Raw genomic sequence first — 13,620 nt, forward strand, 5'->3', positions numbered from 1 at the left:
GGCCTATCCCGCCGCCCTCGTCGCCTGATCCGTCACCCCCGACCCAGGACCCTGCCATGCTGACCCGTCGCACCCTCGCCGGAGCCCTCGCGCTCGCCCTCCTCGCCGTCCCGGCCGCCGCGCAGGATTGGAAGGCGACCTATCCCGAGCTGACCCTGGCGGTGATCCCGGCCGAGAACGCCTCGGGCACCACGGACCGCTACGCGCCGATGACCGCCTACCTGTCGAAGGCCCTCGGCGTGCCGGTAAAGCTGCGCATCGCCAACGACTACGCCGCCGTGATCGAGAGCCAGCGCGCCGGCAACGCCCAGCTCGCGTTCTACGGCCCCGCCTCCTTCGCCCGCGCGGTGATGACCGGCGTGAAGATCGAGCCCATCGTCAACCAGCGCCACGACACCGGCGCCTCGGGCTACTATTCGGTGATCTACGTGCGCGCCGACAGCCCGTACAAGACGATCGAGGACCTGAAGGGCAAGAACCTCGCCCTGGTCGACCCCAACTCCACCTCCGGTAACCAGGCGCCGCGCTTCTTCCTGCACAAGGCCGGCCACCCGGTGGACGCGTTCTTCGGCAAGACCGTCTATGCCGGCAGCCACGAGAACGCCGTCCTCGCCCTCGTCCAGGGCACCGTGGATGCGGCGGCCAACCTCTACAACACCGACACCGACACCATGGTCACCCGGATGGCCACCAAGGGCATGCTCAAGAAGCCCGACGGCTCGGCCATGGGGCAGGGCGATTTCCGCGTGGTGTTCAAGTCCGACTTCCTGCCCGAGGGGCCCTTCGCCATGCTGGCGAGCCTGCCGGACGACCTCAAGGCGCGCATCCGCGACGCCCTCGTGGCGATGCCGACGGCCGACAAGGCGGCCTTCGACCGGCTTTCGGACGGCAAGGACCAGGGTCTCACCGCCGTAACCCTGAAGGATTACAAGCCGGTCATCGAGATGCTGAAGTTCAACGACGAGCAACGCCGCAAGTCCTGACCTGAGTTCGTGTAAGCCGCCTGTAATGACCGATGCCTGAGCGGATCACGTCCCTGCCCCCGGACCGGGCCGCCGCCCTGGCGGGGGCCTATGACGCCGCCGTCGCCGCAAGCCGGCGCCGGACCTGGGTCGGCCTCGCCGCGTTCGTTGTTCTCACTGGGCTCGCCGCCCAGGCGGCCGAGGTTCGTCCCTGGGTGCTTGCGGCTCATATCGGCCGCTTCACCGACTACATCGCCCAGATCCTGCCCCCCCTGACCCTGGCGAACCTACCGGCAGACCTCGCCGAATGGTACTGGGGCTGGCCGAAATGGCTCGCGCTGTTGGGCGAGACCCTACTGATGGCCTATCTCGGCACCCTTCTGGGAGCGATCGGCGGGTTCCTCCTGTGCTTCTCCGCCGCCGCCAACGTAGCGGGTAGCCGGACGGCATGCTTCGTGGTGCGGCGCGGGCTGGAATTCTGCCGCACCGTGCCGGAGATCGTGTTCGCACTCCTCTTCGTCATCGCCTTTGGGCTCGGGCCGATGGTGGGCGTGCTGGCGCTGGCGATCCACACCACGGGCGCGCTCGGCAAGCTGTTCTCCGAGGTCGTCGAGAACATCGACATGAAGCCGGTCGAGAGCCTCACCGCCGGCGGGGCCGGGCGGATCGAGACCCTGCGCTTCGCGGTGCTGCCACAGGTGCTGTCGAACTTCGTCTCCTATGGACTGCTGCGCTTCGAGGTCAACGTGCGGGGCGCCGGGGTGATGGGCTTCGTCGGTGCCGGCGGCATCGGGCAAGAGCTCCTCGTGGCGATCCGCAACTTCTACTACGCCGACGTCAGCGCGATTCTGGTCCTCATCATCCTCACCGTCATGGCGATCGATCTCGGCACCGAGCGCCTGCGCCACCATCTCCTCGGGAGCCTGCGATGACCGGGCCCGACATCGATGCGGCCGAGATTGCCACCCTGCGCCGGCGCTTTCCAGAGAGCTTCCGGCCGGCGTGGCGTGGCCGCCTCGTCGCGGGCCTCGCGCTCGCCGGCCTCGTCGCCCTTGCAGGCTACGCGATGGTCCGCCTCGATTTCTCCGCCGCGCGCCTCCTCAACGGCCTTGGCCGCCTCGGCGAGTTCAGCCTGCTGATGCTGCCCCCCGAAGCCGGCGGCCGGGCCTGGGCGTTTCTGCAGGCGCTGACCGAGACCCTCGGCATCGCCTTTATCGGTACGCTGACGGCGGCGCTCCTGGCGTTCCCGGTGGCGTTCCTGGCCGCCCGCAACGTCGTGCCCAACCCATTCGTGCACTTCACCGTGCGGCGCGGCCTCGACGTGGTGCGCTCCATCGACGTGCTGATCTGGGCGCTGATCTGGATCAACGTCGTCGGGCTCGGCCCCTTCGCGGGGGCGCTGGCCATCGCCTGCGCGGATTTCGGAGCGCTGGGCAAGCTGTTCTCGGAAGCCGTCGAGACCGTCGATGACAAGCCCGGCGAGGGCGTCTCCGCCTCCGGCGGGGCCGAGCTTCACCGTATCCGCTTCGGCCTCATCCCGGCCGTGCTGCCCGTGCTCGGCAGCCAGGTGCTGTACTTCTTCGAGTCGAACACCCGGTCGGCCACCATCATCGGCATCGTCGGCGCGGGCGGCATCGGCCAATACCTCACCGAACTGATCCGCGTCCTCGAATTACGCCAGGTCGCCTTCTTGATCCTGATGATCCTTGTGACCGTGGCGATCATCGACGCCGTCTCCGGGCGCCTGCGCCGGGCCCTGATCGGCGGCGCGGCGCGGTAGGCTTCACTCCACCACCAACTCTACGCGGTCGGCGGCGAACAAACTGCGGGTGGCCTGGATGCGCTGGCCGTCCCTGTCCACGTTCACGCTCGAAAGGATGATCAGGCTGCGGCCGGGGGCGATGTCGAGGCGTTCCGCCTCCTCGGGGCTCGCCGGGCGGGCGCCGATCCGGGTCGAGAGCCGGGTGTAGTCGGCGACCGCGAAGCCCGCATAGGCGCGGGTGATCGAGCCGCTGGCAGCGTAGGCCGCGTCGAAGCCCGCAAAGCGCGGCAGCGGCAGGCAGGTCCGGGCCGTCGAGATCGGAGCGCCGTCGGCCCGGTGCATGGTGTGAAGTTCGAGGATCGGTGTGCCGGGGACGATCTCCAAGGCCTCGGCCCAGTCCGGTCCGGCGGGCATGGTTGAAGCCGCGATCAGGTCGCCCCAGGCCTCGCGGCCGGCGCGGGAGACGATCTCGGAGAATCGGGTTCGGGGACCGATCGGATAGGGGATCGGGCCCTGCTCGACGAAGCTGCCCTTGCCCTGCGTGGTGCGCACCAGCCCATCCTCGGCGAGCACGCCGAGCGCGCGCCGTACTGTGTGGCGGTTCACGCCGAAGCGCGCGGCCAGTGCCGATTCGGCCGGTAGTTGCGCCCCGGCGGTGACCGCTCCGCTGCGGATCTCCGCCGCCAGCGCATCCGCAATCTGCCGCCACGCGGCCAAGCCGCCCCCACGCTGAAGCGCCGTCACGCCCGTGTCGCCCGCCTCATTCATGAGTTGCCTCCGCGGAATTGCTCGCATGACGTCCTCGAAACCTCTTGCGTCCACTCCTCCACTTGTCTAAACATATAGACATACCTGGAGTCCGATCAATGCCGAGTGCTAGCCAAACACCACCTCAGCATTCGATGCTAGAGTTCGCCGCGCGCCGACGCGCGATGGCGCGGGCTGGCCAGGCGACCTCCGACGAATTGCGAGCTGCCCTGGCGCAAACCGGGGCCGTCACCGAGGCGCAGGATTTGCGCCCGACCGAGACGGGTCTCGTGATGGTCCGCGGGCGAATTGGTGGCGACGGACGGGCCTTCAACGCCGGCGAGGCCACGGTGACCCGCGCGGCGGTGCGCCTGCCCGGCGGCGAGACCGGCTTCGCCTACCATCTCGGCCGCGACCGGGTCCGCGCCCGCCTTGCCGCCATCCTGGACGCCCACTGGCAGCGCCCCGAGGCACGGCCCGCCCTGGAGGCGGCACTGGAAGCCATCGCCGGGCGCCGGACGGAAGCGGTGCGGCAGGCCGCCCGCAAGACCGCGGCGACACGGGTGAACTTCTTCACCCTGGCGCGGGGAGAGGATTGATGGCGCACACTCTTGCCCACGGCTTTGCCGATCCCGTCCACGAGGGCCAAGCCGTGTTCCGCGCCGCGATGGAGGCCCTGAGCCGGCCCGGCCGGATCCGCCCCCTGGCCACGACCCTGGCGCCGCCCGCCCCCCTCATTCCCGAGCTCGCGGCCCTGGCCCTGGCGCTGACCGATGCCGACACGCCGGTCTGGCTCGACGCGCCGCTGCGTGCCGAGCCGGCGGTTGCAGCCTTCCTGCGCTTCCACACTGGGGCGCCCCTCGTCGATGCGCCCGATCGGGCGGCCTTCGCGTTGATCGCCGATCCCGCTCGCTGCCCGGCCTTCGCGGCGTTCGCGCAGGGCATCCCGGCCTACCCGGATACCTCCGCCACCCTGATCCTCGCCGTGGAGACCTTGTCCGATTCCGCCGGTCCCGCCTTCGCGGGACCGGGCATCCGCGGCACCGCGCACCTCGACGCCGGCCCCCTGCCGGCCGACTGGGCGTCGCGCTGGGCCGCGAACCATGCGGCCTTCCCCCTGGGCCTCGACCTGCTCTTCGTCGCGCCCGCGCGCCTCGCCGGGCTGCCTCGCTCTGCGCGTCCCGTCGCTCCGGAGGCTATGCCATGTACGTAGCCGTGAAGGGTGGCGAGGCCGCCATCGACAACGCCCACCGGCTGCTGGCCGAGGTCAGGCGCGGCGATCCGGTCGTGCCCGAACTCACGGTGGCGCAGATCCGCGAGCAGATGCGCCTCCTCGTTGACCGGGTGATGACCGAGGGCTCCCTTTACGACCCGGATCTGGCTGCCCTCGCCCTGAAGCAGGCGCGGGGCGACGTGGTCGAGGCGGTATTCCTGGTGCGAGCCTACCGCACGACACTGCCGCGCTTCGGCGCCACCGAGCCCGTCGACACCGGGGCGATGACGCTCGCGCGGCGCATCTCCGCCACCTTCAAGGACCTGCCCGGCGGTCAGGTGCTCGGCCCGACTTTCGACTACACCCACCGCCTCGTGGATTTCGCCCTGGAGGATGGCGCCGATCCGGCGCCCGCCGCCGAGGCCAAGCCGGAGGCCGATGCCGCCGCCTCTCCGCGGGTCACCGATCTTCTGGGCCGGGCCGGCCTGCTGGAGCCCTCGCCCCCGGACGAGGGCGCCCCCGTCGGCGACCTCACCCGCGAGCCGGTGGACTACCCGGCCGACCGCGCGCTCCGGCTCCAGGGGCTGGCGCGGGGCGACGAGGGCTTCATCCTGGCGCTCGGCTACTCGACGCAGCGCGGCTACGGCCGCACCCATCCCTTCGTCGGCGAAATCCGGGTCGGGGCCGTCGAACTCGAATTCACGCCGGAGGAGCTCGGCTTCCCGGTCAGCCTCGGCACGGTCGACCTGACCGAGTGCCAGATGATCAACCAGTTCCACGGGAGCGGCGCGGTGCCGCCGCAATTCACCCGAGGCTACGGCCTCGTCTTCGGCCAGGGCGAGCGCAAGGCCATGGCGATGGCGCTGGTGGACCGCTCGCTCCGGGCAGCCGAACTCGGCGAGGCGGTGGTGGTGCCGGCCCAGGACCAAGAATTCGTGCTGGCCCATTGCGACAGCCTTCAGGCGACGGGCTTCGTCGAGCACATGAAGCTGCCGCACTACGTCGACTTCCAGGCCGAACTCGAACTTGTCCGGCGCCTGCGCGCCGAGCACGCCGCCCGGGCAGCCGAGCCGGTCCAAGACGATCCCACCCTACGGGAGGCCGCCGAATGAACCCGCAAGGTACCGTCACGGTCTCGGCCGGCACCGGCTACAACTTCGCCTATCTCGACGAGGGCACGAAGCGGATGATCCGCCGGGCCATCCTCAAGGCCATCGCGATCCCTGGTTACCAGGTTCCCTTCGCCGCCCGCGAGATGCCGATGCCCTATGGCTGGGGCACCGGCGGGGTGCAGGTCACCGCCGCGATCCTCGGCGCGGCGGATGTCCTCAAGGTCATCGACCAGGGCGCCGACGACACCACCAACGCGGTCTCGATCCGCCGCTTCTTCACTGCCACCGCCGGGGTCGCGACGACGACGCGGACGGCAGAGGCCACGGTGATCCAGACCCGCCACCGCATCCCGGAGGCGCCGCTGACCGAGGGGCAGGTCCTCGTCTATCAGGTGCCGATTCCCGAGCCCCTGCGCTTCCTCGAACCGCGCGAGACCGAGACGCGCCAACTCCACGCTCTGGCCGAATACGGCCTCATGCACGTCAAACTCTACGAGGACATCGCCCGCCACGGCCACATCGCAACCACCTACGCCTACCCGGTGGAAGTCGCCGGTCGCTACGTGATGGACCCCTCCCCGACCCCGAAATTCGACAACCCGAAGATGGACGACTGCCCCGCCCTCCAGCTCTTCGGGGCGGGCCGCGAGAAGCGCATCTACGCGATCCCGCCCTACACCCAAGTGCGCAGCCTCGACTTCGAGGACCACCCCTTTCGGGTTCAGAGATTTGACCACCCCTGTGCCCTCTGTGGCGCCGAGGGCGTCTACCTCGACGAGGTCGTCCTCGACGATGCCGGCGGGCGGATGTTCGTTTGCTCGGACACCGATCATTGCGAGACCCGCCGCGCCGACGGCCACACCGGAGAGGCCGCGTGATCGAACCCTTGCTTCCCGAGCCTTTGCTTCCCGAGACCTTGCTTACGGTCGAGGGCCTGACCAAGCGCTACGGCCACCGCCTCGCCTGCGACAGCATCGGCTTCACCCTCGATCCCGGCGAGGTCCTGGCGGTTGTCGGCGAGTCTGGCTCCGGTAAGTCGACCCTGCTGTCGCTCATCGCCGGCGAGGTCGCGGCCGACGCCGGCTCCGTTTCCTACCGCATGCGCGATGGTGCCGTCCGCGCCCTCGCGACCCTGAGCGAAGCCGAGCGCCGGGCCCTGATGCGAACCGACTGGGGCTTCGTGCGCCAGGACGCGACGCAGGGCCTGCGCATGGCGGTCTCGGCTGGGGGCAATGTCGGCGAGCGCCTCATGGGGGTCGGGGACCGTCATTACGGCCGCATCCGCGCCACCGCCCTCGATTGGCTCGCCCGCGTCGAGATCGCCGCCGACCGGGTCGACGATCCGCCGACGCGCTTCTCCGGCGGCATGCGCCAGCGCCTGCAGATCGCCCGTAACCTCGTCACCGCGCCCCGCCTCGTGCTCATGGACGAGCCGACTTCGGGCCTCGACGTCTCGGTCCAGGCCCGCCTCCTCGACATGATCCGGGGGCTGGTGGCCGAACTCGGCCTCGCGGTCATCATCGTCACCCACGACTTGGCCGTGGCGCGCCTGCTCTCGCACCGCGTCCTCGTGATGCGAGCTGGCCGGGTCATCGAGACCGGCCTGACCGACCAAGTCCTCGACGACCCGCAGGCCGCCTACACCCAGCTCCTCGTCTCCTCGGTGCTCGCCGCATGACGCCTCTCCTCGCCTTCGAAGACGTGGCCAAGAGCTTCACCCTGCACCTGCGCGATGGGGCGGTGCTCCCCGTCATCGCGGGGGCCACCCTGGCGGTCCATTCCGGCGAGTGCGTCGTGCTCGGCGGCGCCTCGGGAGCGGGCAAGTCCTCGCTCCTCAAAATGGCCTACGGCAATTACCGCTGCCCGCAGGGAGCTGTCTGGGTCCGCGACGGCGCCCGCGTGGTCAACCTCGCAGCAGCCGCGCCGCGCGAGATCCTGGCCCTCCGCCGCACCACCCTGTCCTACATCTCGCAGTTCCTGCGGGTCATCCCCCGGGTGGGCGCCCGCGCCGTGGTGGAGGCTGCTGGGATCGAAGGGGGGCTTCCCCTCAAGGTAGCCCGCACCCGGGCTGGCGACCTGCTGTCCCGCCTCAACTTGCCCGAGCGCCTGTGGGCGCTGCCCCCAGCCACCTTCTCGGGGGGCGAGCAGCAGCGGGTGAACATCGCCCGGGGCCTGATCGCCGCGCGGCCGATTTTGCTCATGGATGAGCCCACTGCATCCCTAGACGCCACGAACCGGGCCGTGGTGGTGGACCTCATCGCCGAGAAGCGCGCCGCCGGCACCGCCATCCTCGGCATCTTCCACGATGCGGACGTCCGTGAGGCAGTGGCAACGCGGATCGTCGACGTCTCCGCCTTCCGTGGAGCAATGGCGGCATGAACCAAACAGTGATTGACCGGAAGCACACCAGCATGACCGACCGGGTCGAAATCCTCGAGAACGCGCGCCTCGTTCTGCCCGACCGGGTCGAGACCGGCTGGATCGCCGTGGTCGATGGGCGCATCGCCGAGATCGGCACCGGCTCGGCCCCCGAGCACGGCCTCAATTGCGAGGGCGACACCCTCATCCCGGGCCTCGTCGAACTCCACACCGACCACCTGGAGAGCCACTATGCCCCGCGCCCCGGCGTGCGCTGGCACCCCCTTGGGGCGGTCCTGGCCTACGACGCGCAGATCGCGGCTTCCGGCATCACCACGGTGTTCGATTCGCTGCGCGCGGGCACCGACCCGGACGGGAGCGGTCTCGGGACCGAACTCGAGCTCCTCGCCGCCGCGCTTGCGGAGGCGCAAGACGCGGACCTGTTCCGGGCCGAGCACCGCACGCACCTACGCTGCGAGATTCCCTCCACCGACGTGGTCGAGACGGTGCGGACCTTTGCCGAGCGCTACGCCATCGGGCTGCTGTCGCTGATGGACCACACACCGGGCCAGCGTCAGTTCCGGGATGTCTCTAAGTACTACGTCTATGCTGGGCGCGGCGGCCGCTCGTTGGAGGAGATCAAGCTCAGTACCGAGCGCAAGATGCGCGAGGGCCGCGCCCTCAACGCCGTGAACCGGCCCGCTCTGGTGGCGTTCGCCCGCGAGCACGGCATTCCGCTCGCCAGCCACGACGACACCACCCTGGCTGACGTCGCGCTGTCTCAAGAGGAGTCGGTGGTGCTCGCCGAGTTCCCCACCACCCTGGAGGCGGCCGAGGCATCGCACGCGGCGGGCATCACCGTGATGATGGGGGCGCCCAACCTGATCCGGGGTGGCTCGCATTCGGGCAACGTCGCGGCGCACACCTTGGCGGAGGCCGGCAACCTCAGCATCCTGTCCTCGGACTACGTGCCAGCGAGCCTTCTGATGGCGGCATTCGGGCTGCCCGAGCGCGTCCCCGGCATCAGCCTGCCCGACGCCATCGCCACCGTGACGGCCAACCCCGCCCGCGCCACCGGCCTGACCGATCGCGGGCGTCTGGAACCGGGCTTGCGCGCTGACCTCGTCCGCGTTCGCCTCGCCCGGGGCGTCCCGGTGGTGCGTCAGGTCTGGCGCGCCGGCGCGCGGGTGGTGTGATGGCGGGCGGCTTTGTCCTCGTGGTCGGCCCAAGCGGGGCCGGAAAGGACACCCTGCTGCGGCTGGCACGGGACGCGCTCGTTGGCGATTCCCGCTTCGTCTTCCCGCGCCGCCACGTTACCCGCGAGCCATCAACGCACGAGGACAATATCGCGCTTACCGAGGAAGCCTTCGCGGATAGGGCAGCCTCCGGCGCCTTCGCCTTATATTGGCGCGCACACGGCCTCGGCTACGCGATCCCCGGCGAAACGCTTGAGGAGGCCCGGGCCGGGCGGGTGGTGGTCTGCAACGTCTCGCGGCGAATCGTGGAACAGGCTCGAGGATCGCTGCCGCATGTCGGCGTCGTGACCATCACGGCATCACCCGAGGTGCTCGCCCACCGTCTCTCTGCGCGCGCCCGGCCAGAGGATGGCGACTTGCGCAGCCGCCTCGACCGCGTCGTTCCAATTGAGACCGAGTGCACGATTTGGAACGACCGCGCCCCGGAGATCGGAGCTGCTAAGCTGATTGCGTATTTGCGCGATCAGGTAGCCTAAATACCACCTCGGCAGGAAGTTCACACGCTGTCCTCCTGTTGGTCGATGTCGGAGTAGTTCATGGCACTGAAAGAGCGGCTTCGCGGCCTCAAGTCCCTTGCCGGTCCCTTCGCGCCATTCGATACTTGCGCCGTCTCGGATGACCCACGCCGTCTTTTCGAGACATGGCTCTACGATGCTATCAATCGGGGCATACCCGAATCCCATGCCATGACGCTCTCGACTGTCGATGAGCAGGGCTACCCTGATGCCCGCGTCTTGATCCTTAAGAACGTGGATGCCGAAGGGTGGCACTTCGCCAGCACAAAGCTCAGTCCCAAAGGCCGCCAGATCGCCGCCCAGCCCCGCGCCGCCCTGACCTTCTACTGGCAACCACTCGGTCGGCAGGTCCGCCTGCGAGGTCCGGTTGTCGAAATGGATCGAGAGATCTGTGAGGCGGACTTCTTGGCCCGCCCTATCGGTTCGCGTGCGGGCGCTTTGCTCGCTCGGCAGAGCGACGTCCTCGTCGGTGACGCAGCATTGGATGCGGGCTTGGCCGAGCAGCGGCGTCGGATCGAGGCCGACCCATCCATCGTATCACCGACCTGGGCGGTCTACGCCGTCAAGCCGGATGAGGTCGAGTTCTGGCAGGCGGACGAGGAACGCAGACACACGCGTTTGCGATACCGGCAAAACAATCAAGGAGGCTGGACGCACGAGCGCCTGTGGCCGTGATATCTCTTGGGCCAGGGTGAAGCCACGCGACGGGCTGTGACAGGACGTAATCGCAGGGGGCAGCGATGTTAGCTCTGATACCCTCTTCGGCCCGAAGCGGACGGGCAGAAGGCCAGGCATGACCGCGGGGGTTGAGCTCCGCGCCCAGGATCTCGGTGGCCTGTCTACACTGATGTGACACCTACGAGGTTCCCGAAGCGGACCATCCGAGGATCGGCGAAAGGATGCGAGCGGACGCAGAGTGTGGGTCCGATCCATAAGAGTTCGGTCAATACGCGCGATGGTCACCTTCGTTGCCGAACGTGCGGGAAGCCGATGGCGGTGACCCCTGCGCCACAAAAAACCCGCCGCGGCGGTATGCCGGGCGGGATGAGGTTCGGCGCCGGGTCTCGGGGGAAAGCGCCGTTGCACGGCCGCTACCACCGACCGTGCAACAGGCTGATGACAGGCATAATCCTCGGTAGTCGGGTCACCGAGGCAGCGGCGAACGAGCCCGAGCGTCACGCACCGGTGACTTCGATGATCATCGCCTCGCGCCGCGCCCGGCCGTACTCGTCCAGGACCTCGACGTCCGCGCGGTGCGTCCCCGGCCCCAGGTCCGAAGGCAGCCGGGCGACCCAGACGTGCGAGGATGGGATCGCCGACACCCAGGGCTTCTTGGTGTCTGCGTTGCGCGCGTAGACCTGCGTTACGAACGGATCGGGCTGACGCGTCTTCACCATCGGGATCGCCGCACGTCCAGTGACGAGCCGCAGGGTAACCCGCGTCCGGGGCCCGCCATCGAACACGTTGACCAAGCGGTCGGTCGATCCGACGGCCTCGATCGGGATCGGAGAGCCGAGCAGGCGCTCGACCGTAAAGACTCGGGCGAGTTCCGGAGTGCGGGCGTTTGATCGGCCCCCATTGAAGTGGCTCTTCGCCAAGTTTGGTGGATCAGGCTGCGAGGAGGAACCGTCGGCGGAGGAGATCGAGGTTGGCGCGGCCGTACATGGCGCGCTTCAAGAGCTTGAGACGCGTGATCTGCCCTTCAGCCTGTCCACTGCTCCAAGGGAGTGTCAGCGCGGACCGCACGGCGTCTCCGTCCTGACCGAGGCTGACAGCAAAGTTCTCGACGATGCGGACGCCGCAGTTTTGGGCGTCGCCCCGCCATTCATCGAACGCCGTGACATCCGATCCCCCCGATGGCGGCGTATGACAGCGGCTCCGGACGATCCGGCAGAAGCGGCGACCGAGATCGACGACCTTGGCCGCCTCGGGATCCTGTAGGACACGCGCAACGACCGCGGCTGCCTCGGGGTCGAGGTCTTCGGGCTCACGCAGGAGATGCCAGGACAGTTGCTTGGATGAGGCCAGGGGTGATGCGGTGGAGATCGCAACACGGATGTCAGCTGTCGCTGGCGACGACCGGATTGTCGTTTTGGCCGAGCCTGCGCGCCGCTCGGATAACCAGCGACGCACCTGCTTCGCGGTGCCGGCAAATCCGACACCCTGAAGTTCGCGCCAGAGTTGCGTCGCGTTCTCGCACCCCTCATCCAAGCGGACATGCAGATGCCCGAGATAAGGATCGAGCATGCTCGGCTTCGGCTCGCGCATGCCGTTCCGGGGGAAGCTCGCGGCGAAGGCGTACTTGCGCACCGTGGCCCGGGCCAAGCCGGTCTCGCGATTGATGCGCCGAAGCGACTGTCCCTCCGCATGGCGGCGACGCACGTCATCGTAGGCCGCTTTCCATCGGCTACGGGCAGCATCTCGCGCGAGCATCTCGGACGGTGCGCGTGGGAAGGCCGTGACGCGCCGGATCGAGGGCGATGACGGGGCCACGGCCGGCAACAGCTTCAGACGCGGATGGACGCGGGCGAGCCAGCGCTCGACCATCTGCCGGGTCTCGAGCAGGAGATGCCATCGGTCTGCGACCTGAACGGCATCGGGCGCACCCATGGTGGTCCCACGCGCATATTCGGTCGAGCGATCCCGTGCCACGACCTGGATCTGCGGGTCTCGCCGGAGCCGAGCCGCCGGCGTCGCGGCCGAACGATCCGGCAGCAGGTCGATGGGACGGCGGCGTTCGAGGTCGACCAGGATGGTGCCGTAGGTTCGGCCCTTGCGCAGGGCCCCATCGTCGACACCGACGATGATCGGTTTGGATCGGGTCGGCAGCGGCCATTTGCGGATGTCACGTAGCAGTGTCGTGGCACGGGTCGGCATCGCCAGGTGCGGCAGCAGCCTTGGCCAGGTGCGGCAGCAGCCTTGCGGCGGGCGTGGCACCGAGCGCCAGCGCGGTCCGAACCTGGGCATCGGCCAGCCGGCGGGTCCTCTGGGCGTAGCGGTCGAGAAGGCGGGGCAGACGCTCGGCGAAGGTCCGACGCGCGCAAGCAGGATCGTGGCAGTAGAAGCGCCGGATCGTCAGGGTCAGACGCACCGCCTGACCGCTCGTCGGTAGGTCGGCGGGACGCCGGTGATAGCGACTATGCACTGACCGGCTGACCGTACGACAACCTGGGCAACGGGCATGCTCGCGCTTCGCTTGAGCGGTAATGCGAAGGGCCGTGCTCTCCGCACGCGTCACGTGGAGAACGCGACAACCGGGGATGTAACAGAGAAGGGTCATGCCCTGATCTGAGAATCCCTGCCCGGTTCAGCCAGGAGCTACCTCCCAGCACCCCAAGCCGACCCAATCCACCAAACTTGGCGAAGAGCCACTTTCCAGGGGGAAGGCCAAACAAGGTCACCGGGGTGAGGGCAGCCATCGAGGCGGCCGGCGCACGCTCGCTCTACCTCCCGGCCTATAGCCCGGACTTCAACCCGTGTATGGATGGCTCCTGCGGGTCAAGGATGTCGGATCGGTTCGGGTGAACTGGTCGGTTGCGGCCATGTATACGGCGTCTGATCTGCAGCGGGATCGCTGCGCGCCCTGATGAAGTCCGCTTGGAGAACAGGTCCCACTCAATCGAGCGCGCTCGAAGCGCTTCGGATTGATCGGGGTGTCCTGGTTCTTCCTCTCCGTTTGTTCGCCATCACCTCAC

At 68.8% G+C, this 13,620-nt stretch carries 14 protein-coding genes and 1 pseudogene; 12 read left to right on the forward strand and 3 right to left on the reverse strand.

Annotated elements, in window-relative coordinates:
- The first annotated feature begins 56 nt into the window (after nt 1-56).
- Genes phnD through phnE (FV229_RS20240) form a run of 3 tightly spaced genes read left to right on the forward strand, consistent with a single transcriptional unit; the run spans nt 57 to nt 2,742 of the window.
- On the forward strand, nt 57-983 hold the full coding sequence (gene phnD / locus FV229_RS20230; RefSeq protein WP_147753681.1) for a phosphonate ABC transporter substrate-binding protein: 927 nt from the start codon (nt 57-59) through the stop codon (nt 981-983).
- Nucleotides 984-1,015: 32 nt separating this feature from the next.
- Nucleotides 1,016-1,894, forward strand: a complete 879-nt coding sequence (phnE, locus tag FV229_RS20235; protein ID WP_147753682.1) for a phosphonate ABC transporter, permease protein PhnE — start codon at nt 1,016-1,018, stop codon at nt 1,892-1,894.
- Nucleotides 1,891-2,742, forward strand: a complete 852-nt coding sequence (gene phnE / locus FV229_RS20240; RefSeq protein ID WP_147753683.1) for a phosphonate ABC transporter, permease protein PhnE — start codon at nt 1,891-1,893, stop codon at nt 2,740-2,742. Before phnE (FV229_RS20235) ends, phnE (FV229_RS20240) begins: the two co-directional genes overlap by 4 nt.
- 3 nt (nt 2,743-2,745) lie before the next feature.
- Here the strand turns inward: phnE (FV229_RS20240) and phnF are convergent, their stop codons facing one another.
- A complete protein-coding gene (phnF, locus tag FV229_RS20245) occupies nt 2,746-3,492 on the reverse strand; it encodes a phosphonate metabolism transcriptional regulator PhnF (protein WP_147753684.1) in 747 nt (248 codons plus the stop codon).
- A 134-nt stretch (nt 3,493-3,626) separates the two neighbouring features.
- Between phnF and phnG the strand changes: the two genes are divergently transcribed.
- From phnG to FV229_RS20290, 9 genes are read left to right on the forward strand one after another with little or no spacing between them, the layout of a single operon-like run.
- On the forward strand, nt 3,627-4,070 hold the full coding sequence (gene phnG / locus FV229_RS20250) for a phosphonate C-P lyase system protein PhnG (protein ID WP_281406735.1): 444 nt from the start codon (nt 3,627-3,629) through the stop codon (nt 4,068-4,070).
- Nucleotides 4,070-4,684: a phosphonate C-P lyase system protein PhnH gene (gene phnH, locus FV229_RS20255; protein ID WP_147753686.1), complete on the forward strand. Its 615-nt coding sequence runs from the start codon at nt 4,070-4,072 to the stop codon at nt 4,682-4,684. Before phnG ends, phnH begins: the two co-directional genes overlap by 1 nt.
- On the forward strand, nt 4,675-5,796 hold the full coding sequence (locus tag FV229_RS20260) for a carbon-phosphorus lyase complex subunit PhnI (protein WP_147753687.1): 1,122 nt from the start codon (nt 4,675-4,677) through the stop codon (nt 5,794-5,796). Before phnH ends, FV229_RS20260 begins: the two co-directional genes overlap by 10 nt.
- On the forward strand, nt 5,793-6,674 hold the full coding sequence (locus tag FV229_RS20265; protein ID WP_147753688.1) for an alpha-D-ribose 1-methylphosphonate 5-phosphate C-P-lyase PhnJ: 882 nt from the start codon (nt 5,793-5,795) through the stop codon (nt 6,672-6,674). Before FV229_RS20260 ends, FV229_RS20265 begins: the two co-directional genes overlap by 4 nt.
- Before the next feature lie 8 nt (nt 6,675-6,682).
- Nucleotides 6,683-7,474 carry a phosphonate C-P lyase system protein PhnK gene (gene phnK / locus FV229_RS20270; RefSeq protein ID WP_210246548.1) on the forward strand — a complete coding sequence of 264 codons (792 nt, stop codon included), beginning with the start codon at nt 6,683-6,685 and terminating at the stop codon, nt 7,472-7,474.
- A complete protein-coding gene (gene phnL / locus FV229_RS20275; protein WP_147753689.1) occupies nt 7,471-8,175 on the forward strand; it encodes a phosphonate C-P lyase system protein PhnL in 705 nt (234 codons plus the stop codon). Before phnK ends, phnL begins: the two co-directional genes overlap by 4 nt.
- A gap of 32 nt (nt 8,176-8,207) precedes the next feature.
- Nucleotides 8,208-9,350: an alpha-D-ribose 1-methylphosphonate 5-triphosphate diphosphatase gene (locus FV229_RS20280; protein WP_147753690.1), complete on the forward strand. Its 1,143-nt coding sequence runs from the start codon at nt 8,208-8,210 to the stop codon at nt 9,348-9,350.
- Nucleotides 9,350-9,886 carry a phosphonate metabolism protein/1,5-bisphosphokinase (PRPP-forming) PhnN gene (gene phnN, locus FV229_RS20285; protein WP_187275219.1) on the forward strand — a complete coding sequence of 179 codons (537 nt, stop codon included), beginning with the start codon at nt 9,350-9,352 and terminating at the stop codon, nt 9,884-9,886. The genes FV229_RS20280 and phnN overlap by 1 nt, the downstream gene beginning before the upstream one ends.
- 60 nt (nt 9,887-9,946) lie before the next feature.
- Complete coding sequence (locus tag FV229_RS20290) at nt 9,947-10,600, forward strand: pyridoxal 5'-phosphate synthase (RefSeq protein WP_147753692.1); 654 nt, start codon at nt 9,947-9,949, stop codon at nt 10,598-10,600.
- Between the two features lie 500 nt (nt 10,601-11,100).
- Here the strand turns inward: FV229_RS20290 and FV229_RS20295 are convergent, their stop codons facing one another.
- Together FV229_RS20295 and FV229_RS20300 are read right to left on the reverse strand one after the other, a co-directional pair.
- The gene (locus FV229_RS20295) at nt 11,101-11,523 is read right to left on the reverse strand and encodes a calcineurin-like phosphoesterase C-terminal domain-containing protein (RefSeq protein WP_246688264.1); all 423 of its coding nucleotides are present in this window, start codon (nt 11,521-11,523) and stop codon (nt 11,101-11,103) included.
- A 10-nt stretch (nt 11,524-11,533) separates the two neighbouring features.
- Nucleotides 11,534-13,205 (reverse strand): annotated as a pseudogene (locus FV229_RS20300) (ISL3 family transposase).
- Nucleotides 13,206-13,620: the final 415 nt, after the last annotated feature.

It is taken from the genome of Methylobacterium sp. WL120, assembly GCF_008039465.1.
Taxonomy (GTDB): domain Bacteria; phylum Pseudomonadota; class Alphaproteobacteria; order Rhizobiales; family Beijerinckiaceae; genus Methylobacterium; species Methylobacterium cerastii.